This window comes from Verrucomicrobiia bacterium, assembly GCA_035629175.1.
In the GTDB taxonomy this organism is placed as follows: domain Bacteria; phylum Verrucomicrobiota; class Verrucomicrobiia; order Limisphaerales; family DASXHY01; genus DASXHY01.
This window is the reverse complement of sequence record DASPIL010000048.1, coordinates 24727-44247: the sequence shown is the minus strand read 5'-3', so window position 1 is coordinate 44247 and position 19521 is coordinate 24727. Positions and strand designations below refer to the sequence as shown.

Here is a 19521-nt window from a genome sequence, read left to right as displayed (position 1 = left end):
TTAATGCAGGCTATTGGATACAGAAGCGGCGCATCTTGCTCAAACAAAATCGGCTGTGATTAATGCGGATGCACGTGCCGTAAAATATGGGGCCGCTCGAGGCCGTGAGCGAGCATCAGGGCCTCGTCGTTGAGGAGCTCCCGCGTTGGTCCATCGGCAACGATTTCGCCCCGATCGAGCACAATCGCGCGGCTGCACAGTTCCACGGCGAGCTCCAGGTCATGCGTTGCAATCAGCTTGGTCGCTGGAATCTGCCGCAACAGAGCCTTGAACTCGCGACGTCCCCGGGGATCAAGGTCGCTCGTCGGTTCGTCCAAAACCAGCAGTTCCGGTTCACAGGCGAGCACCCCCGCCAGGCAGACCCGTCGTTTTTCCCCATGGCTAAGGTGATGGGTGGCTCGCTGTTCAAAACCAGACAGGTGCACCTGTTCCAGCGACGTCACCACGCGTTGCGACACCTGCTCCGGGGTCAGTCCGAGTTGCTGCGGGCCAAAAGCCACGTCCTCCTCCACCGTCTGGCAAAATAATTGGTCATCGGGATCCTGGAACAGCAATCCCACGCGCCGTCGGACCTGCCAGACATTGTCGGGATTCAGCGTCTGCCCAAACATGCGGATCGATTCGTGTGACGCGGCCTTTTCCGGGAGTATGCCGTTCAAATGAAGCAGGAGCGTGGACTTGCCCGATCCATTGGGCCCCAGAAGCGCGACACATTCGCCCGGTTGCACATCGAAGCCAATCCCCCGCAACGCCTCAGTGCCATCGTGATAACGGTACCGGAGATCTGAAACCTGGATGACGGGGATTATTTCCATCCTCGGGCGCACATGGCGTCGTAGATGCGTTCAGCCCGTTCCGATGCGCGGATGAACAACTGGCCCAGCACAGTTGACAAGGTTTTCCATTGAAATCGGCGGCTCGCTGTGAAGGTCCGGCTTGAGCGCGCGCGGCGCATGCGTTCGGCTTCCTCGGCGAGGACGAACAGGTACCGATGCATCAGGGCGATCGTTGTCACGAGCAGTTCTGGCACACGGACCGTGCGAAGCACCTGCAGGGTTCGGCTGAATGGCGTCGTGTTGGCGATGAGAATGACCGTGACCAAACAAATCACGCTGCGTAACGCCAGGATTTCCCAGCGCATCCGTCCCGTGGGTTCCCAAGCGTTGACCAGCGCGACGCCCAAGACAAAGGGAGACAACAACAGGAGACGCTTCAAAAGAAAGAGCAATGGCAGCCTGCTGATGGCAATGGCAAGCACGAGAAGCGTTCCCGCGGTTGCATACCACCCTGTCCAATGCGGTGGCACCAGGACAGTCGTGGTGATGACGGCAAGGCCAGCCAGCAGTTTCCATCCAACTGGAGCGCGGTGAATGGGGCTGCGCGGAATTCCGTGATGATGCGTCAGGAGCCTGGCGCTCATTTTGTTCGCTCGGACGCTGCGGCGGAGGGAACGAGAACCCGTCCCAACGCCCAGGCCATTGCGAAGACGAGGAATGCGCCAATGACTCCGGCCAATGCCGTTGCACCAACCGCCCACGACATTCCCGGCATTTCATAATCGGGAATCGGAGCCGCGAACGCTGTTGCACGATGTTCAAATCCAAGTTGCAGGGCGACGCGTTCCAGGCCGTCAGGCAAAGGGCTGGCGAACGGAGCCACAAACACGACGAGTCCGATCGTCGCCAGGGAACCGAAAATCAAAACTTCGCGCAGCGGAGCGGGTTGCGAATCTTGAAGGATCATCTCCGGCCGGGTCCTCCTCACGAACCACACAACCAGGGCACTGATCAAACCTTCACCAATCCCAATGATCATATGCGTCACGGTCATTGCCGGGAATGCCGCACGCCAATGCACCGTATCTGACCAGGCCAGTTGCCCGGCGCAGCCCGCCGCCGCGAAAACGACGGAGCACCACGCGGCAAACGCCACGGCCGTGATTGCGCCGGCCTGGCCGGGTAACAATCGCTGGAGGCCGCGCAACACGACAAATCCGCCGCCTGCCCCCAGGATTGCCATGTTGAAAACATTGGCTCCAAGAGCCAGCACGCCACCGTCGGCAAACAGGAAACATTGGACGATCAACACGGCTGTTACCACCACGGCTCCGGCCGCGGGACCGAGCAATGCGGCGACCAGGATGCCTCCGATCAAGTGCCCGGAGGTGCCAGCAGCGACGGGGAAGTTCACCATTTGGGCGGCGAACAGAAAGGCAGCGGAGAGTCCCAACAGCGGAGCCTTGCGCGGCGGCAAAGTTCGTTTCAATTGCCGCAGGGCAATTCCTACGCCGACGACCGCAAGCGCCGTTGTGACGCCTGCCGTCTTGCCATCTATAAAACCATCGGGAATGTGCATGGACCCTCAGCCGTTCAGGTTATCAGGTGCGCGCGACCGTAACACTCGACAGCAATGACGGCAAGGCGGTTTGCTCAAAGTCCTACTGCTTTCCCGACTCACGCGTAAATGCGCTCACGATCTTCACGTTTGCTTCCTTCGCAGCATCCATCACCTTTACGATCTGGCCAAACGGCGCCGCTTGATCGGCGCTCAACGCCAGGCGCTGATCCGGATTTGTTGCCACGGCTTTGACCAACTCCTCCTTGAGCCGCGTTTCCGTGACCGGTGTGCTGTCCAAACCCCAACGCAAGGCGCCCTTCGCATCGATGCTCACCATGAGCGGCGCCGTTTCGCTCGCGCCTTCCTTCTGCGCCTGGGACGATTCAGGCAAGGCCAGCTTCAGCGCGGGCTGCTGCTTGAAGGTGGTTGTGACCATGAGGAAGATCAGCATCACGATCAATACATCGATCAGCGCTACGATGATAACCGCTGGCGCCCCCCTGCGTTTGCGAACGTAAAAGTGCATCGCTACTTTCCCATTACTTCACGGTATTGGCGGCGGACGAATTCGTCACAGAGCGTTTCCATCTCGACGGCGAGGATTTCGATTTTCTTGGTGTAGTAGCTCCAGAAAACCAAAGCAGGAATTGCGATCAAGAGGCCGATGAGCGTTGCGTGCAGGATGACGGCAATCCCATGCGCCAGCCGCGCGGCATCATTGAGACCAGCCTGCCCGACATCCCCAAACACCGTCATCATGCCGAGAATCGTGCCGACCAGGCCGAGGAGTGGAGCGATGCCGACAATGACTTCCAGCACGACCAGTCCGCGTTCCAGCTTGACGATTTCGCGCCGTGCGCGGGTTTGCAGTGCATCGACACTTTCCGCCTTGGGCCAGTCCAGATGTTGCGCGGCGACGAGCAACAAACGGCTCAGCGGTGAATCGTGCTGCTGGCAGACACGCTTGAGCATCGGAACGTCTTCCGGGGCCTGGCAGGATTCCACAGCGGCAGCTACCGCGGGGGGAACGACCTTGTTCCAGCGCAGGGCGATCCCACGTTCAACGATGAACGCCAGACCGACGACAGACGTCGCTATGAGCAGAATGTAAACAGCCAGTTCCATGATTCTTAAAAGGGTGCTTTGCGTTTCGTCAGTAGTAATAGAAAGCGAACTGAATTTCGCGAAATTCCTTTTGCATCATCAAGCGCATCTCGCGGGGCCACCGCTCGAACGGCGCGGGATCCAGGATCGCTTTCTGGCAGATCAGGCCCAAGGTTTCGCCGACGTTGTTCTCCACGACTTCCATCGCGGTGATGCGCCCGTCGTAAGACAGCCGAAAGCGAAGAACAACGCGCCCATTCCGATAATTCAGGGTGGGATTGTTCTCGAGCAACGCGAACCAGCGGCTTTCGACCGCGGCGATAAAGGCCGCGTCGTAGTCGCCGAACGACGTTTGCTTGGCGTCGAGCGAGGTGAAGTCGGTGTGGCGCCGCACGCCGCCTTCCTGCTTCATGCGCTGACCGGCCAGTTGATTTCGATTTTGCCGCAGCATGGCTTCGCGCACCGTTCGCGGCCGCGCGCGCTCTGCGGTGCCGTCGCTGTCGCGCAGTTCAGCTTCAGGCCGCGCAATGGCGATGTCTCCCTGCTGAATCGGCGTGCTGCGCCGCGCCTGCTCGGGTTCCTGCTCGGTTGCCGCACGCTGAATGTTTGGTTGCAAACGGTCCAGCGGCGATCGTTCGACATCCTCCGCCTTCACCATGTCGGTCTGGGTTCCTGTGATTTTGGGGACTGCTGCTTCCTGGTCAGCTTCACGATTGGCGGCCTGTGAATTCGCATTGGAATAGAATTGCGCGTCCTTGGGCGGTTCGGCGGTGGCCAGTTGCGGATTCACATCGACAAACATCAACGGCACTTCGCGCGCCTCGGGCTGTTTCGGTGGTTCGACCGCCGCCGCCGTGATCACCCGTTGCATCCATTGAGGCAGACGCGCGACGTTCCACAATCCATATCGCTGTCCCGCCTTGTAGCCCCCGAAGGCTAGAGCATGAACCACGATCGAAATCAAAAGAGCCCAGAACAGCCTCGAAAATTCGGGCTGATCCGGGCGCAACGATGCGTCGGGGACTCTGCGGGGAGCCATGCGACCCTACAATGCCGCAGCAGGACGGATGGAGCAATACGGGACTGGGACGTGAACGCGCGACACGCAACATTCGATCATCGTGCCGTTCAGCGTGTGAATCCGTTGGGAGACGCTTCCAAACGAAAATAACGGTTGGCTTTCGGGCCGCCGCCGTGGTATATGCAGCGTCCGCTTTTCATTGGAGAGCGGGTAAAACTTAACGCATTTAGATTTATGTCACAGCATCGTAGTCTGCGCGCGGCTTCCACCCTGGGTGGCAAGCGGAACGTTCTGAAACGTTTTGAGCGCACTGAATTGCTCAAGAAACGAGGGCAATGGAAAGAGGGCGACCGGATCACCGGCCTCCGCAAGACCAAACCCGAGGCCTAGAGTCCTGCCCGGCAGACCGGGTGTTCGTTTTCAAGCGTCAGGCGTGGAGCGGATTGCTTCGCCCTGACCTTCTGCTTTTTAACGGCCTGTTCACGATGGTTCGGCTCCAAAAATTTCTCGCAGACGCAGGAGTGGCTTCACGCCGCGCCAGCGAGCAGATGATCACGGGAGGACGCGTCCAGGTGAATGGCCAACCCGTGCGGCTCCTGGGCTCCAAGGTGGATCCCCTGCACGATAAGGTGACGGTGGACGGCGAGTTGGTGCGCATCCGCAAGAAGCTGTATGTCGCCTTGCACAAGCCGCGCGGCTGCGTCTGCTCCCGGAAAGACGAGCACGGACACCCCACGGTTTACGAGTTCCTGCCCAAGGAGTGGAGCAACGTTTACACGGTGGGCCGCCTCGACTACGACACGGAAGGTCTTCTCTTTCTCACTAATGACGGTGATTTCGCGTTGCGCCTGACGCATCCCCGCTACGGGGTTCGGAAGAAGTACGTCGCGATGGTGGAAGGAAAGGTTGATGGGGAGATGGTTCAGAAATTCACGCGCGGTGTGTTCCACCAGGGCGAGCGTCTCAAGGCGGAACGCGCGCATGTCATCACCGCAAACTCCACGCGCAGCACCGTGGAACTCGAGCTCGCCGAAGGGAAGAACCGCGAGGTGCGCAGGCTCTTCGAATCGCAGAGCAGAGCTGTGAAACGCCTGCAACGCGTTCAGGTCGGACGGATCAAGCTGGGTGAGTTGAAACCGGGAAAATGGCGAACATTGACAGATGCGGAGATTAAATCTCTACTGGGCTGAGATATGAACATGAAAGTGTGGACGTTTGTCGCGGCAATGTTTTCAGTGAGTGTTCTGGCCGATCAACCAGCGCTTCTGAGCGGCACCAACGGCAGCCCCAATGTCGCTGCGCCCGCAATGTCCAGCCCTCCTCCCGCGTCGCGCACCTCTCCTGGTTCCACCCTTCGCTCCGAACCTCTGGTTCCCGGGCAGGCAACGGTTGTTGCCAACCGCGTGAATGTCCGCGGCCGCGCAGGGCTGATCGGCGAGGTTATTGGAAAATTGACGAATGGCGAGCCTGTCACCGTGATTGAGGAGGTGACCCTGCGCAATTCGAAGCCCGACGAGCCTTCGGCCTGGGCAAAGATCGCGCTTCCGGATTCCATTGCGGTCTGGGTCCATTCCGGATTTGTGGATCGGAGCAGCATGACGGTAAAAGCCAATCGGCTGAACCTTCGCGGCGGACCCGGCGAGAATTACAGCGTTCTGGGAACGCTTGTGAGAGGCGATTCCCTGCAGGAATTGCAGACCCGCGGCGATTGGATTCAAATCAACGCCCCTGACAACGCGTTCGCTTTTGTTGCTGCACAATATTTGAGACAGGACAGCACGCCGCAGGTCGCCACCACCTTGCCGGAAGACCCTGCTCCAACAACGCTGGCCAACGTCACCGAGACGCCGCCGGTCGCGACCGCATCGGACCAGCCGTCCGCGAACGCCGAGTCAACCGAAGTCGCACAAGCTGAGCCGGCAACGCAATCGGAAGAAACCGCGGCTGTTGAGGAAGCATTGCCGCCGCGAATCGTTCAGCGCGAAGGAATTGTTCGCAGCACGTTGAGCATCCAGGCTCCCACGGATTTCGAACTGGTCAGCACCGAGACTTACCGTGCGATCAATTATCTCTTCACGAGCTCGCCCAATCTGGATCTCCGGCGCTATAAGGGGTTGCGCATCCTCGTAACCGGCGAGGAAGGTTTGGACGAACGCTGGAAGAACACTCCGGTTCTCACGATTCAGCAGATCCGGGTGCTGGAATAATGGCGCTCGACAATCTTATCGACGGAAAAGCGATCGCGGCCAGGATCCAGGGCGAATTGGCTCAACGAGTCGCCAACCTTAAGTCGCATGGTATCCAGCCTGGCCTGGCGTTTGTGCGAGTTGGGGAGGACGCCGCTTCGAAGGTTTACGTTGGCCGCAAGGAGAAAGCCTGTGCGGAGCTCGGCATCTTTTCCGAAACCCACGTGCTTGCGGAGAACACCACCGAAAGCGATCTGCTGACGCTGATCAATCGATTGAACAGTGACCCCAGGCTCCATGGCATTCTGGTTCAGGCGCCTTTGCCAAAACAGATTCGCGAAACCGTTATTTATTCAACTGTTGCCCCCCACAAGGACGTCGACGGCTTCAATCCGATCAACGTCGGAAAGTTGATGCTCGGAGATCCCGACGGTTTTCATCCCTGCACGCCCGCGGGGATTCGCGAGTTGCTGGTTCGTTCGGCGGTTGAGACACGGGGTGCCGAGGTGGTCGTCCTGGGACGCGGCAACATTGTCGGGAAACCGATGGCTGCGATGTTGATCCAGAAGGAGAAAGGCGCCAATGCAACGGTCACGGTGTGCCATTCCGCAAGCCGCAACGTCGCCGCGCATTGCCGCCACGCGGATATCCTGATCGCGGCCATTGGCGTCGCTGAATTCGTGAAGGCGGATATGGTGAAACCGGGCGCTGTTGTTATTGATGTGGGGGTGAATCGAATTCCGGACCCGGCTTCGAAATCCGGCTCACGACTGGTGGGCGACGTCGACTTCGCCGCGGTCCAGCCCATAGCGGGCAGGATCACGCCCAATCCGGGCGGCGTTGGGCCGATGACCATTGCCATGCTGATGCAGAATACTGTTTCTGCTGCGGAGAGAAGTTCAAACGCCTAGGACACCGATAATAAACGTTTCATTTCGAAAATCGCTTAACCCTACACAATCATGCAACCCACCCGCATTTTACCTGACCTCCAATGTTCACTCCTGTGCGAAGAAATTCGACAGGAGATTTCCGGGAATTTTTTCCTTATTGGGGTGATCAACTTCATTCGCGTTCCCCAGTTGCCTGTGGTTGCACTCAAATTGAGCGTGTTCAACCGATGGACGGCTGGTCTTGGGCAGTTCACGGAGAACGTTCGATTGATCGCACCGGACCAGACCACGGTGCTGCGCAAGGGCGAGGTGAAGTTCGCGTTGCAGGACGCAAATCTGCACGCAACCAACGTCACTGTTTTTGGCCAGGTTGAATTCAAGGTGGCAGGAACGTATTACGTCGAAGTTTTGGTCGATGATGTGATGAAGCTTCGCTACCCGGTGCCGTTGATTCTCGCGCCGCAGCAGGGCCAGGGCGCGCCGGAACAGCAGCAGCCCGCGCCGCCGGCCCAATAATCCAATCCAATCAGCCGCCCGGCTGACGTTCCCGTCTCTGTTCATGAAATGGGAGTGGCTAAAAAATCGAGGGCCTTGCCAGCCCCTCACGTTCCGTGGGGTCGCAGCCTTTGCCGATGCATCCTGCAATCGCATAGTCCTGATGCAGTTTGTCGTGGCACTCATGGCGGCATGGGCAGTGGTGTGGTTCGTCAACTCGGCGTGGTGTCCGATCGTGTCGCGCGCGATCGATCGATTGCCGGAAACCGGCCAAATACGCGGCGGCATCCTGCACTCGCCCGAAACAGAGCCGCGTTTTTTGGCTGAATCGCGCATGCTGGCCTTTTCCCTGGATCTTCTTCACACGGGCCTGGCACGCGTGCCGGCGCATGTGCAGGTGGAATTTGGGCGGCGCGATGTACACTTTCGATCGCTGCTTGGCACAGCATTTCTCCATTATCGGAACGACTACACGATCGAATTCAACCGCACAGCACTGGAACCGTGGTGGGGTGCGTGGCGCCCGCCGCTGCTCTGGATTTTGTTCGGTTCCGTTCTGTTTGGCTTGATTGCCACCTGGTGGATGCTCGCGTTGGCGTATTCAATTCCCCTTTGGATTGCAGCGTTGCTCCGCGACCGGCGAATGGGTTGGGCATCGAGCTGGAAACTGGCAAGCGCCTCCTTCATCCCGGGTGCCTTGATGATGATCGTTGGTATATTCGCCTACGGCTTTGGAGTCATTTCTCTGGTCGAGTTCCTGGTCCTGCAGGTGATTCATTGGATCGTGGGATGGGCTTACTGCATTGGCGGGCTGCTCGCGCGACCGCCTGCGAGTGACGTCGTGGCCAATCCCTTCGACATTCAGAAGAAGGGAGTCAGCGTGGAGCGCGATGCCAAGCCGAAAAATCCGTTTAGTCCGCCGTCGGCAAACCCCTGACGCGTTCGGTCCGAAGTCGTGTTGCACCGTCATGTGCGTTCGTTTAGTGTCGGCGCGATGACTGTCCCGGTGTGGCTTTTTCGCGCAATGACCGCCTTTGTGCTCCTTGTGGGCATGAGCGGCTGCGTTCCCCAGGGACAGAGCGAACTGGACGAGGAGAAGGAGCCGCATTTTCTCGCTGGGAAGAAGGCGATCAATGTCCTGGATTATCGCGGCGCGATCGAGGAGTTCCATCGCGCCCTTGAAGTCAATCCGCATAATTCCAAAGCGCACTCGCAACTCGGCTGGCTTTACGAGACCAAGGAAAATGATGCCGCGGCTGCGATTTATCACTATGAACGCTATCTGAAATTGCGGCCCGGTTCGGACAATGCGGAGGTCATTCGGCAGCGCATTATGAATTGCAAGCAGGACCTCGCCAAGAGTGTGTGGCCGCTGCCTATCGCGCCTGGCATGCAAAAACAGCTTGAGCAACTGCTCGACGAAAATCGACGACTCAAAGAAGAAAACGAGAGGTTCAGGTTGTTTTTAGCATCGCGGCCCGCGACCAATATTGTCGCGCCACAACCCCTTCCCACCCGCAGGGAGTCCCCACAAGTGACGCCGCTTCCCCCACAACCTGCAGCCGTTACGAACCGGCAGGCCCCACTCATCAGCCGGCCGATTCCGGGGTCGCGGCGCACGCACACTGTTCAGTCCGGCGACACAATGGCGTCTATTTCGCGGCGGTATGGCGTCAGGTTGGGAGCGTTAGCCGCGGCGAACCCCGGAATTGATCCCCGACGGATGCGGCCGGGTCAAATTATTGTTCTTCCCTAGAGGGGGAGAACTTCCTAGTCTCCGGGGGAAATTTGAACGGCGGCTGGCGTCGCTGGTCAATTGTTCAGCCAGGTTGGGGCTGAGGTCTGCATGAGGCTACGAGCCGGGTGTGGATGGGGTGAGGTCTTTTAAATTGGAAGGAAAGCAATCTGATGCTGCGAGAGGGAGCCGGAAGAATCCGTTGACAGCTTCGGCGCGTTTCGGCTAAAAAGTTGCCGTTTTACGGTTGGCACTGGCCTCTTGGGTGAAAAAAGTTAAATAACTATGAAGAAAATTGTTGCCTCAATCGGAATGGCTGCCGTCGGCGCCTCCGCTCTCCAGACTGTATCGGCTCAAGAGCCGTTGGGTGGCGGTTCGGACAAGCCCTGGAGCGTATCCGCTACGTTGCGTGGCTTCTACGACGACAACGTTCTTACGGCCGCTGATAATGAGCACGAGAGCTTCGGTATCGAAGCCAGGCCATCAGTTCGCCTCGTGCTTCCCATGGATCAGACGACCCTGAGCCTCGGATACGTGTATTCAATGAAGTGGTACGCGGACGAGCCGGAAGTTTTTGACGACATCGCGCAGACACACCTGTTCGATCTGGGTCTTTCGCACGCGTTTTCGGAACGCTATCGCATTTCGGTGTCGGATTCATTTGCCATCGGCCAGGAAGCTGACCTTTTCCGAACCGGTAGCGGTTTCGGAGGGTTCCAAACTGTGGAGGGCGACAACATCCGCAACTTTGCCGACGTTTTGTTCGAAGCCGACCTGACCCCCGTTTACGGCATTACTTTGGGGTATAACAACGCATTGTTCGATTACGAGGCACAGGAGAATTCGCTGGTCCTCGACCGCGTTGAACACTACGTGACGTTCGAAAACCGGCTTCTGCTCCGGCCCGTCACAACCGGAATTGTCGGTTATCAGTTCGGCATGATTGACTACACGGAAGACGAGGCTTTTGCAGGTGGCGGGTTGCCTGAGCATCGTAACAATCGTTCACATTACATTTACTTGGGAGCCGATCACCGCTTCACCCCTGAGTTGAGCGGGTCCGTTCGTGGTGGTGCTCGTATCAACGACTACTACAACGATCCTGACGATAGCGATGCAGAAGTCAGCCCTTACGGCAAAGTCACTCTGAGCTACAGCTATGCGCCGCAGAGCCAGGTCATGCTCCGCGTCTCTTATGATCGCACGGCCACAGACGTCATCGGGACTGGAACAGACCTGGTCACGGATGCACAGTCAGTCGCATTTTATGTTGGCTTGGACCATCGGCTGGCGGCACGTTTGTTCTGGCATCTCGGTGGCCAGTACCAAAACTCTGAGTTCCAAAACGGTGATCTTGATGGTGGGAAAGATAATTTCTATTCCATCGATACCAGCCTGCGATACGAGATCAATCGCTTCCTCTCCACTCACGTCGGTTATTCATTCGACAAGCTCGACTCTGACGTTGATGGCCGTGAATTTGATAGAAATAGGGTTTACTTGGGCGTGACCGCCACGTATTAATCTACCCTGAACGTTTATGCGGGGGGCCGGGTTCATAACGATCCGCCCCCCTTTTTTAATTTATGGATTCAACTAAGAGCTCTACACCGCAGGAAACCAAGCTTCATTTCCTGGATTATTGGCGGATCATCCGCATTCGCAAAACAGTCATTCTTGCCGTGTTCCTCCTTGTTGTGATTACGGCGACGGTCGTCACTTACATCTTGCCAGAAACGTTTTCAGGTACGGCCAGGATGAAAGTGACGAACGACAGCCCTGACGCTGGATCGTTCGAGCAATACAGCCAGAAAGGCTACGATCCCTATTTCATCCAGACCGAGTTCGAAGTCATCCAGTCCGAGTTGATCCTGGGACGAGTGATCGACAAGTTGAAGTTGAACGAAAAGTGGGGCGAGAAGTACGCGAGCGGACAACCTCTCAAACGTTCCGAGACCCTCGAGATTTTCAAGAAATCGATCCGCCTCACTCCGGTTCGTAACGCCAGCTTGATTGAAGTGGAAGTTTTCAGCGACAAGCCCGATGAAGCCGCCCAGATTGCCAACGAAATTGTCGATACCTACAAGCAGCATCGCCTCGAGGTAAGTCTCGAACAGCTCGCGAGCAGCATCAAAGCCTTGGAAGAGCAACAGGTGGAATACCGCAGAAAAACCGAAGCGGCACAACAGGAGGTTGATCAGCTGCGCACGAAGTTCGGCATCACCGACCTGAACCCGATGGAATCGATGCCGACACCGCCGATCTCGGCTGACGTCGAGAAGCAGATCCAGGCGCAATTGATCATGCTGAAGAACGAGGTCGTCATGCGCGAGACTGCAATCAGTCATCTTCGGAGCCTCGAAAAATCGCAGTTGAGGGACGCCATCCAAATCGCGCTCGGCCAACCCGACCAGCGATTGGCCAGCCTCTTCAACCAGTATGAACTCGCCGACCAGAGCTTTCGCTCGATGAAGGCGATCTACAAGGACGACCATCCGCTTTATAAGAACGCGCAGGAGAATGTTGAGTCAATCGCGCGCAGCATCTCGGACGCGGTCGACGGGATTTTGATTGGGCTGCAAAACCGGCTGGATGCTGCCAAAGCCGCAGCCGAGGAGCTTGCCCATCGCCTCGAAACCTCGCGGACAGAATACCTGGCCCTGGTGGAAAAAAGCCGTCCCTACTACGCTGCAAAGCGCCGCCTTTCCGAGTTGGAGCAGTTTAACAACATCCTGTCCGTGAAGATCGCATCCAGCAGCGCCGACTATCGACTTCCCCGCACGTCGATGGTGACGATCACCGACAGGGCGATTGAGAATCGCGATCCCGTAAAGCCGAAGAAGGGCCTGAACATCGCGCTGGGTGTTGTAATCGGCCTGGTCGTTGGAGTGGGTCTCGCGTTCTTCATTGAATATCTGGACACGAGCGTGAAGACGATCGATGACGTGGAACGCACGCTGCAGGCACCCGTGCTCGGCGTCATTCCGCAGAACGTCGGCTTCCTGATGGAGGAAGGCGCGGATAGCCCGCATGCGGAAGCTTATCGAGTGCTCAGAACGAACCTCCTTTTCTCCCGAAAGGATGACAAACTGAACTCCATCGCGGTGGTGAGCGCAGGCGCCGGCGAAGGCAAGTCGACCACGATCCTTAACCTGGCCACCGTTTTCGCTCAGAACGGCGCCCGCGTCGTAGTGGTTGATTCTGACCTTCGGCGTCCCACGCTGCACAAGATCATGCGCGTGACGAATAACATTGGTCTGACCAATTATCTCCTCAAGCAAAACACGCTCGAGGAGGTCATTCAAACGAGCAACTTGCCCACCTTGGACTTCATGGCGAGCGGCAAGTTGCCGAGCAGTTCGATGGGCGTCCTGAGTTCGGCTCAGATGAAGAATCTCATCCACGAACTGAAGCAGCGCTACGACTATGTGTTCTTTGACTCCCCGCCGATCATGGGCGTGAGTGACGCTTCGATTCTTGCAAGCGAAGTGGACATCACCCTCCAGGTCATCCAATACCGCAGGTATCCGCAGCCGATGAACATCCGCGCGAAACAGATGATCGAGAAGGTTGGCGGCAACCTGCTGGGAATCGTGCTGAATAACATCAACATGTCGCAGGACGAAAGCTACTACTACTACAGCGGTTACTACCACGAATACTACTCTAAGGATGAGGACGATGACGCCGTGGCGGCCGCCGATGGCGGGGACAAATCAAAGCTGGATATCAAACCCAAGTATTGATTTGATTTGCGGGCTTTTCACTGGAAGAAAATGAAACTACTCAGGAACTTTTTGATGCTGTGTCTGGGATTGGTCGTTGTGACCTCTGGCCTTCTGCTCAGCGGCTGCGGCACGGCGGGGCATAGGTTCGACGACGGCGATGGTGAATCGAACCCGCGCCCGCCGGCCAATGTGTTCTACCGCGGCGACCTGGTGATTATCAGCTTCTCCAGCCCTGGCCTCCCGGAACGCAAGCCTCATGAGGAACGGGTGAAGGATGATGGCACCATCACCCCTCCGGAAATTGGCTCCGTGAAGGCGTTAGGCAAGACCACGGGCGAACTTCAGCAGGAGCTGCAGAAGGAGTATAACAAGCTCTACCAGAACATGACGATAACGGTGAAGTCGGAGCTGCGTTACTACTACGTCGAAGGGGAGGTCAAAACGCCGGGCCCAAAAACCTACCTCGGTGAAACTGACATTCTGAGTGCGATTTCCGCAGCGGGCGGGTTTACGGAATTCGCCAAGAAAAGCCAGGTCCGGCTGATTCGTCCAAACGGGGAGCAGGTGGTGGTCGATTATCAACGCGCCATTCGCGAACCGAAGCACAATATTTCTGTATTTCCAGGCGACAAGATCTACATCCGGCGCAGTCTCTACTGATGATTCAACTGGAATCGCTCTCAGGCACAACGGCGGGAACCAAGTGGTCACCCCGCCGTTTTCCTTTTCGTGTGGGACGGGCTGATGATGCAGATGTGCAGATCAATGCTCCCGGAGTCTGGGATCAACATTTCATCGTTGAATTGGATCCCGCTGCAGGGTTTCTCATCCAACCCCAGGGAGAGGCTCTCATTACCGTGAACTCACACGCTGTGAAGCGTTCGGTCCTGCGAAATGGAGATCACATTCAGTTCGGAGCCGCGTCATTGCGTTTCTGGCTGGCCCAAGCTCCACAGAAAAGCCTCAGTTCGCGCGAGAGTTTCTTTTGGGCGATAATGGCCGCGGTTGTTGCGGCACAATTCTGGATGATCTACAGCCTGATCGACTGATTAGCACCTCTGCCACTGTTCAATGGCGGAAGTGCCGGTGCCCTGTAAATGCCATCGCCATGTTCCGCTCGTCGGCCGCGGCAATCACCTCGGCGTCCCGGACAGAACCTCCTGGTTGAATCGCAGCGGTGGCCCCGGCCTCCGCTGCGGCGATCAATCCATCAGCAAACGGAAAGAAAGCGTCGCTGCAAACCACGCTGTTTTTCAATGAGAGTGCAGCCTCACGCGCTTTCCAAACCGCGATGCGGCTGGCATCCACCCGGCTCATCTGCCCCGCGCCGATTCCGAGCGTCCGCGCCGCCGTGACATACACAATGGCATTCGATTTTACATGTTTTACGACCCGCCACCCAAACAACATGGCATCCAACTCGTCGGCGCTCGGCTTGCGTTTCGTGACAATCTTGAGATCTCCGCGCGTGGTCAACTTGATGTCGCGACCCTGGACAAGGTAGGAACCGCATCCCACGCTTCGGATATCCCACGATTGGCCCGAGGACGTTGACCGCAACATCCTCAGTAACCGCAGGTTTTTTTTCTTCTGAAGGATCGCCAGCGCTTCTGGCGTGAATTCCGGCGCGACAATCACTTCGCTGAAGATCTCCGCAATGGCTTCCGCGCACGGACCGTTCAATGCGTGGTTGACTGCAATAATCCCGCCGAAGGGAGCCTGTTTGTCGGTCGCAAAGGCTGCCTCCCATGCATCGCGCAGGCTCGTTCCCTGGCCGACACCGCAAGGATTGGTGTGCTTCAGGATCGCCAGAGTGGGTTGATCGTTCTCAAATTCCGCGATCAATTGCGCGGCTGCTGTCAGATCAAGAATGTTGTTGTAGGAAAGCTCCTTGCCGTGAAGTTGCTGAAAGTAATCCGAAAACGCGCCATACAACGCCGCTTCCTGATGCGGATTCTCGCCGTAGCGCAATGTCTGCGCCAGCGGCGCCGATAACGTCAGCTCTGCCGGCAATGCCTGTTTGCCACAGCCATCGGAGAATGCCTTTTCAAGATGCGCTGCAATCGCCGCGTCGTAAGCCGCTGTTCTCGAATAAACCTTCGTGGCCAATCGGCGACGTGATTCAAGCGAAGTGTCTCCAGAAGCAGCGATCTGCCGCGCGACTTCCTCGTAATCTGCTGGATCAACAATGACTGTCACCGTCTCATGGTTCTTCGCAGCGCTGCGAAGCATTGAGGGACCGCCAATATCGATATTCTCAATCGCGTCGTGCAAGGAAACGTTTGGCTTCGCCACGGTCTGTTCGAACGGATAGAGGTTCACCACGACGAGGTCTATTGCGTCGATCTGATGCTCCCTTACTGCGGTTTCGTGAGCCGCATTGCCGCGGATATACAGCAATCCCCCATGAACCTTGGGGTGAAGGGTCTTTACACGACCATCAAGCATTTCCGGAAATCCGGTATGCTCGCTGATGTCTTTGACTCGAAGTCCTGCATCGCGCAATGCTTTGGCCGTTCCGCCGGTTGAGATCAGTTCCACGCCGGCGTTTGAAAGAGCCTGAGCGAACGGAACAAGGCCGGTTTTATCCGAAACTGAAAGCAGTGCGCGTTCAATTTTTGCCATAGCGCCGGTTACCATCGTCAGCACATTACCTCCAGTCAATGGACAAATCGGCGAATGCCACCAATGTGCCCGGGAAAGTTCCCAGGGCGGTGAAAAGGCTGGAGTAATGAGGAACGGGCACTACGATTTTGGCCGCCGCGAGTTGCGCGGGCGGCATGAAACCGGATCCGCGACCGAAATGTTCAACCAACTCCGACCGCGACAATGAAGGGCATCAAGGAGGCACTTGGTGCCGGATTGGACGCTGCGCAGATGCCGGGTAACCGATGAAATCGCCTCTCAACCGCTTGCTCGGGTCGATTCCCAACCGCCTGCAACTCGCTGGCGGCTGGATCGATCAGCCGTTTGTTTCACAGCACAACCCACGGCCGCCTGGGTCGATGGTTGTAGTGCAGATTGAACCGAATTTCCGCCCCATGGATCGTTCAGGCATTGCAAGCGGAACGCGTGCTGTTGCGCTGAAACTTTGGGGGGGCAAGTTGCCGAAACGCCCTGGCGCGGACCTCGTCCGGGAGCTTTACGAGGCTGAGAACCATGGCAAAGCCGAACCGAGCGGTTCACAGGATATGATCGGCCTTCTGTATCCAGGCATCAACCGGCTGGATTATGATTTCAACTTCGAAGGGGGCATATTTCCTGCCCACATCGAATCGTGCAACTCACGCGCCGTCGCTCGATGGCTGGAATCCAGGCTGCATCTTCTCCCTGTCGAACCCCGCCCCGAAGGATACAACCCGCTCGCGATTAAGAACCTCAAGCCCCCATGGGTCGCACGGCTGGGTGAGGCAGGGCGGCAATGCTTCGACGCAATTGTGCGGAAGGATGTGAAGGCACTCGGCGCGTCCCTCAATGAGAATATGAAATGCTGGGAGAAGTTGCTCCCCGGGGTGGTGCGGCATCCCTTGCTGCGTGTCGATCTCCTGGCGTTGCTGGGTGCTTACCAGCGGGAATATCCAGGCGCGATGTACTCCGGATGCGGCGGCGGCTACCTGATCGTCGCGTCAGATCGGCCTGTTCCTGGCGCCTTTCAAGTGAACGTACGAACGGCTTCAGCATGAATGCGGCATTACCCGTAATCGTTTGCGGAGGCTTCGATGACATCCGCGCGCGCGATCTCCGTTTCCTGGAAGAGGCGGCGAAGCTCGGACCCGTTACCGTGGCATTGTGGTCTGACGTTGTTTTTCACAAGATCCACGGGCAGGCGCCAAAGTTCCCCTTCGCAGAGCGTCGCTACTTTCTCCAGGCAGTTCGTTACGTGCAGTCGGTGCTCGCCCTCCCCGACAGCGCGGATGCGAAAACCGTGCCCGAGATCGATGCCGTTTCTTGGGCCGATTACGAGCCGTCAGCGAGCCCGGAACGCGCGGGGGTCGCGAAGGAAAGGGGAATCACCTATCGCGTGTTTTCGAGCGACGAATTGAAGGGATTTCCCGAGCCGCCGCCCATGCCCTCGGCGCCAGGACGCAAGAAGGCAATCGCCACGGGTTGCTACGATTGGTTTCATTCCGGCCATGTCAGATTCACGGAAGAGGCGTCCGCCTTCGGGGATTTGTATCTTTGCCTGGGCAGCGACGCGAACGTGCGATTATTGAAGGGAGAGGGGCATCCGTTGCTGTCAGAGCAGGAGCGACGATATGTTGTGGGCTCAATCCGTTATGTGAAGCAGGCGCTGGTCACGACAGGAACGGGTTGGGTGGATGCTGACCCTGAGATTCGGCGGATCAAACCCGACTATTACATAGTTAACGAGGACGGGGACAAGGGCGGTAAACGCGAGTATTGCGAGAAGATGGGGATTGAATACGTGGTTTTGAAGCGGGCTCCCGCTCCAGGTTTGCCTCCGCGAAGCAGTACGATTTTGCGGGGATTTTGAAGATGGTGCGCGATACAGGTTTCGAACCTGTGACCCCTACCGTGTCAAGGCACCGTGAAAGTCTCGATTTGCTGGGGTTTTTCAATGGTGTCGATTTTGTTGCCACGTTTGTTGCCACTTTTTCATTGAGATTTGCGATCTTCTGCATGTTTTATCGCGGCAAAAAACCTAAGTTCCATCTCAGATGAATCTTCGTTTGGATGGTGGGGAAATTGTCTAAAAACACTCCACACCAGTTCCCAATCTTTAATCTCGATCCCTCGCTTCGCCGCTTTCACGCGAACCATTTCCAGAAAATTGGCTTTGGTGTTTTCGAGTTGCTCTTGGTGGTATTTCATTTCCGATTCAAGCGTGAACAGGGAAGGAAACTGTCGCTTCAGCTCAGCGAAGAAACGACCCATATATTTGCCACGATCTTCCGAATTGGGCTGCGATCCTACTCTTTCGAGCACTCGCCTCACTTGTTCCTGAGACACCGGCGGGCACGGGTGGATATCCCGCCACTCGTCGACCACATCGCAAAGGTGTTCAAAGTCACGGCGCTCATCTTCCGCAGCTTCTTCTGCCTCTCTTCTGTCCCAGTCCACTTGCTCCAATCGATCAGACTCCTCGCGCCATTCATCTTCAAGATCAGGGCGCGCATTGAGCCACTGATCAATGATCTCGCTCGCCTCGCCCTTGGTTCGAGGGGCGGGTATCTGAAGCTGCATCTTCGTTCCCCACCAGCGCAACCTTCGTATCTGCTTCTCGCTGGGTGGACCGTTGCGCCATTCTTCCGGTGCGTGGGGATTCATGGCTGGTTCTCCAATGCAGTCAGGAACTTCTTGAACGCGGGTTTGGCGAAATGCGCTTGGTTGAGACCGAATTCGCCGTCGAGGTATGTTCCTCGAAAGTCCATTCGCACGATCGTGTTCGTCGCATTGACTGCCCGTCTGATCAGATCGTCGGTCGCATGGAATCTGCGAACAGACAGAAGGCCTGGATTGCGGTCGTCTTCCTCGTAGGTTGTGGAAGAGTCGAGCGGCTTCAGTTCTTCAAAAGTGCCGTCGATGTTGAAGCGCAAACGCTCTATTGATTCAACTCCTTCATAGACGGCTTTGATAACAATGGCACCAGGCTCCATTTTGGATGAGCGGTAAGCACCAAGGCGAATGCTTGCAACCCAGCGACTGGTTTGCACCCACGCCGGAGAGACGCTGATCTCGCTCGCGCCATCGAACTTGGATAAGTTCGTAGAAACGGAGCCCGGCATCTCTGGGATCATGGCGCATCCGGCGACAGCAAGGAGTATCGATAAAAGTGCGAACGCTTTCATTGAGTGTGAACACTGTGAATAAGTTTCAGGCAGGGTTGGACATCCAAAGTCCTACCTCCCGCGAGATCATCCTCGCGTATGAAGTTGCAAGGACCTAAGAACCAAGGAACAAAAATCATTCTGGAACCTGTTTTGGAGGAGATGTCTTCCGATTGGACAGACGAGTATTGTCTCGAGATGTCGGAGATGTTTGGCCGCTGGAAGCATCAGCT

Annotated in this window: 22 protein-coding genes; 13 read left to right on the top strand and 9 right to left on the bottom strand. The window is 57.1% G+C overall.

Features of this window, described 5'->3' with window-relative positions; genetic code table 11:
* Positions 1-59: 59 nt before the first annotated feature.
* The 6 genes from VEH04_08365 to VEH04_08340 all read right to left on the bottom strand — a co-directional run bounded on the left by VEH04_08365 (position 60) and on the right by VEH04_08340 (position 4480).
* On the bottom strand, positions 60-815 hold the full coding sequence (locus VEH04_08365) for an ATP-binding cassette domain-containing protein (GenBank protein ID HYG22780.1): 756 nt from the start codon (positions 813-815) through the stop codon (positions 60-62).
* Complete coding sequence (locus VEH04_08360) at positions 806-1420, bottom strand: energy-coupling factor transporter transmembrane component T (GenBank protein HYG22779.1); 615 nt, start codon at positions 1418-1420, stop codon at positions 806-808. The genes VEH04_08365 and VEH04_08360 overlap by 10 nt, the downstream gene beginning before the upstream one ends.
* Entirely contained in the window at positions 1417-2355 is a 939-nt protein-coding gene (locus tag VEH04_08355; GenBank protein ID HYG22778.1) for an energy-coupling factor ABC transporter permease, read from the bottom strand. The genes VEH04_08360 and VEH04_08355 overlap by 4 nt, the downstream gene beginning before the upstream one ends.
* Positions 2356-2437: 82 nt before the next feature.
* Positions 2438-2863 (bottom strand): biopolymer transporter ExbD, encoded by a 426-nt coding sequence (locus VEH04_08350; protein ID HYG22777.1) that lies wholly within the window; start codon positions 2861-2863, stop codon positions 2438-2440.
* A gap of 2 nt (positions 2864-2865) precedes the next feature.
* Positions 2866-3462 (bottom strand): MotA/TolQ/ExbB proton channel family protein, encoded by a 597-nt coding sequence (locus VEH04_08345; GenBank protein ID HYG22776.1) that lies wholly within the window; start codon positions 3460-3462, stop codon positions 2866-2868.
* Between the two features lie 28 nt (positions 3463-3490).
* On the bottom strand, positions 3491-4480 hold the full coding sequence (locus VEH04_08340) for a hypothetical protein (protein ID HYG22775.1): 990 nt from the start codon (positions 4478-4480) through the stop codon (positions 3491-3493).
* A 216-nt stretch (positions 4481-4696) separates the two neighbouring features.
* Between VEH04_08340 and VEH04_08335 the strand changes: the two genes are divergently transcribed.
* From VEH04_08335 to VEH04_08285, 11 genes are all read left to right on the top strand, one after another.
* A complete protein-coding gene (locus VEH04_08335; GenBank protein ID HYG22774.1) occupies positions 4697-4852 on the top strand; it encodes a small basic protein in 156 nt (51 codons plus the stop codon).
* A 95-nt stretch (positions 4853-4947) separates the two neighbouring features.
* Positions 4948-5652, top strand: a complete 705-nt coding sequence (locus tag VEH04_08330; GenBank protein ID HYG22773.1) for a pseudouridine synthase — start codon at positions 4948-4950, stop codon at positions 5650-5652.
* A 9-nt stretch (positions 5653-5661) separates the two neighbouring features.
* Entirely contained in the window at positions 5662-6669 is a 1008-nt protein-coding gene (locus tag VEH04_08325; protein ID HYG22772.1) for an SH3 domain-containing protein, read from the top strand.
* Positions 6669-7559, top strand: coding sequence for a bifunctional 5,10-methylenetetrahydrofolate dehydrogenase/5,10-methenyltetrahydrofolate cyclohydrolase (locus VEH04_08320; GenBank protein HYG22771.1), 891 nt, complete (start codon positions 6669-6671; stop codon positions 7557-7559). The genes VEH04_08325 and VEH04_08320 overlap by 1 nt, the downstream gene beginning before the upstream one ends.
* Positions 7560-7610: 51 nt before the next feature.
* Positions 7611-8057, top strand: a complete 447-nt coding sequence (locus VEH04_08315; protein ID HYG22770.1) for a hypothetical protein — start codon at positions 7611-7613, stop codon at positions 8055-8057.
* Between the two features lie 142 nt (positions 8058-8199).
* Complete coding sequence (locus VEH04_08310) at positions 8200-8973, top strand: hypothetical protein (protein ID HYG22769.1); 774 nt, start codon at positions 8200-8202, stop codon at positions 8971-8973.
* A 57-nt stretch (positions 8974-9030) separates the two neighbouring features.
* Positions 9031-9792, top strand: coding sequence for a LysM peptidoglycan-binding domain-containing protein (locus VEH04_08305; GenBank protein HYG22768.1), 762 nt, complete (start codon positions 9031-9033; stop codon positions 9790-9792).
* A gap of 264 nt (positions 9793-10056) precedes the next feature.
* Positions 10057-11295, top strand: a complete 1239-nt coding sequence (locus VEH04_08300) for an outer membrane beta-barrel protein (GenBank protein ID HYG22767.1) — start codon at positions 10057-10059, stop codon at positions 11293-11295.
* A gap of 62 nt (positions 11296-11357) precedes the next feature.
* On the top strand, positions 11358-13517 hold the full coding sequence (locus VEH04_08295; GenBank protein ID HYG22766.1) for a polysaccharide biosynthesis tyrosine autokinase: 2160 nt from the start codon (positions 11358-11360) through the stop codon (positions 13515-13517).
* A 30-nt stretch (positions 13518-13547) separates the two neighbouring features.
* Positions 13548-14159, top strand: a complete 612-nt coding sequence (locus tag VEH04_08290; GenBank protein HYG22765.1) for a polysaccharide biosynthesis/export family protein — start codon at positions 13548-13550, stop codon at positions 14157-14159.
* Positions 14159-14548, top strand: a complete 390-nt coding sequence (locus VEH04_08285; GenBank protein ID HYG22764.1) for an FHA domain-containing protein — start codon at positions 14159-14161, stop codon at positions 14546-14548. Before VEH04_08290 ends, VEH04_08285 begins: the two co-directional genes overlap by 1 nt.
* A 19-nt stretch (positions 14549-14567) precedes the next feature.
* Here the strand turns inward: VEH04_08285 and purH are convergent, their stop codons facing one another.
* Positions 14568-16124: a bifunctional phosphoribosylaminoimidazolecarboxamide formyltransferase/IMP cyclohydrolase gene (gene purH / locus VEH04_08280; GenBank protein ID HYG22763.1), complete on the bottom strand. Its 1557-nt coding sequence runs from the start codon at positions 16122-16124 to the stop codon at positions 14568-14570.
* A gap of 266 nt (positions 16125-16390) precedes the next feature.
* Here purH and VEH04_08275 point away from each other — a divergent pair, with 266 nt between their 5' ends.
* Together VEH04_08275 and VEH04_08270 are read left to right on the top strand one after the other, a co-directional pair.
* Entirely contained in the window at positions 16391-17182 is a 792-nt protein-coding gene (locus VEH04_08275; protein ID HYG22762.1) for a hypothetical protein, read from the top strand.
* Positions 17179-17994: an adenylyltransferase/cytidyltransferase family protein gene (locus tag VEH04_08270; protein ID HYG22761.1), complete on the top strand. Its 816-nt coding sequence runs from the start codon at positions 17179-17181 to the stop codon at positions 17992-17994. The genes VEH04_08275 and VEH04_08270 overlap by 4 nt, the downstream gene beginning before the upstream one ends.
* Positions 17995-18116: 122 nt before the next feature.
* Here VEH04_08270 and VEH04_08265 read toward each other — a convergent pair whose 3' ends face one another.
* Positions 18117-18788, bottom strand: a complete 672-nt coding sequence (locus VEH04_08265; protein ID HYG22760.1) for a hypothetical protein — start codon at positions 18786-18788, stop codon at positions 18117-18119.
* Positions 18785-19309 carry a hypothetical protein gene (locus tag VEH04_08260; protein HYG22759.1) on the bottom strand — a complete coding sequence of 175 codons (525 nt, stop codon included), beginning with the start codon at positions 19307-19309 and terminating at the stop codon, positions 18785-18787. The genes VEH04_08265 and VEH04_08260 overlap by 4 nt, the downstream gene beginning before the upstream one ends.
* Positions 19310-19521: the final 212 nt, after the last annotated feature.

What these genes read in the sequence shown, in the direction of transcription:
- VEH04_08365 (HYG22780.1), bottom strand. Translation starts at nt 815, where the DNA reads ATGGAAATAATCCCCGTCATCCAGGTTTCAGATCTCCGGTACCGTTAT.
- VEH04_08360 (HYG22779.1), bottom strand. Translation starts at nt 1,420, where the DNA reads ATGAGCGCCAGGCTCCTGACGCATCATCACGGAATTCCGCGCAGCCCC.
- VEH04_08355 (HYG22778.1), bottom strand. Translation starts at nt 2,355, where the DNA reads ATGCACATTCCCGATGGTTTTATAGATGGCAAGACGGCAGGCGTCACA.
- VEH04_08350 (HYG22777.1), bottom strand. Translation starts at nt 2,863, where the DNA reads ATGCACTTTTACGTTCGCAAACGCAGGGGGGCGCCAGCGGTTATCATC.
- VEH04_08345 (HYG22776.1), bottom strand. Translation starts at nt 3,462, where the DNA reads ATGGAACTGGCTGTTTACATTCTGCTCATAGCGACGTCTGTCGTCGGT.
- VEH04_08340 (HYG22775.1), bottom strand. Translation starts at nt 4,480, where the DNA reads ATGGCTCCCCGCAGAGTCCCCGACGCATCGTTGCGCCCGGATCAGCCC.
- VEH04_08335 (HYG22774.1), top strand. Translation starts at nt 4,697, where the DNA reads ATGTCACAGCATCGTAGTCTGCGCGCGGCTTCCACCCTGGGTGGCAAG.
- VEH04_08330 (HYG22773.1), top strand. Translation starts at nt 4,948, where the DNA reads ATGGTTCGGCTCCAAAAATTTCTCGCAGACGCAGGAGTGGCTTCACGC.
- VEH04_08325 (HYG22772.1), top strand. Translation starts at nt 5,662, where the DNA reads ATGAAAGTGTGGACGTTTGTCGCGGCAATGTTTTCAGTGAGTGTTCTG.
- VEH04_08320 (HYG22771.1), top strand. Translation starts at nt 6,669, where the DNA reads ATGGCGCTCGACAATCTTATCGACGGAAAAGCGATCGCGGCCAGGATC.
- VEH04_08315 (HYG22770.1), top strand. Translation starts at nt 7,611, where the DNA reads ATGCAACCCACCCGCATTTTACCTGACCTCCAATGTTCACTCCTGTGC.
- VEH04_08310 (HYG22769.1), top strand. Translation starts at nt 8,200, where the DNA reads ATGCAGTTTGTCGTGGCACTCATGGCGGCATGGGCAGTGGTGTGGTTC.
- VEH04_08305 (HYG22768.1), top strand. Translation starts at nt 9,031, where the DNA reads ATGACTGTCCCGGTGTGGCTTTTTCGCGCAATGACCGCCTTTGTGCTC.
- VEH04_08300 (HYG22767.1), top strand. Translation starts at nt 10,057, where the DNA reads ATGAAGAAAATTGTTGCCTCAATCGGAATGGCTGCCGTCGGCGCCTCC.
- VEH04_08295 (HYG22766.1), top strand. Translation starts at nt 11,358, where the DNA reads ATGGATTCAACTAAGAGCTCTACACCGCAGGAAACCAAGCTTCATTTC.
- VEH04_08290 (HYG22765.1), top strand. Translation starts at nt 13,548, where the DNA reads ATGAAACTACTCAGGAACTTTTTGATGCTGTGTCTGGGATTGGTCGTT.
- VEH04_08285 (HYG22764.1), top strand. Translation starts at nt 14,159, where the DNA reads ATGATTCAACTGGAATCGCTCTCAGGCACAACGGCGGGAACCAAGTGG.
- purH (HYG22763.1), bottom strand. Translation starts at nt 16,124, where the DNA reads ATGGCAAAAATTGAACGCGCACTGCTTTCAGTTTCGGATAAAACCGGC.
- VEH04_08275 (HYG22762.1), top strand. Translation starts at nt 16,391, where the DNA reads ATGAAATCGCCTCTCAACCGCTTGCTCGGGTCGATTCCCAACCGCCTG.
- VEH04_08270 (HYG22761.1), top strand. Translation starts at nt 17,179, where the DNA reads ATGAATGCGGCATTACCCGTAATCGTTTGCGGAGGCTTCGATGACATC.
- VEH04_08265 (HYG22760.1), bottom strand. Translation starts at nt 18,788, where the DNA reads ATGAATCCCCACGCACCGGAAGAATGGCGCAACGGTCCACCCAGCGAG.
- VEH04_08260 (HYG22759.1), bottom strand. Translation starts at nt 19,309, where the DNA reads ATGAAAGCGTTCGCACTTTTATCGATACTCCTTGCTGTCGCCGGATGC.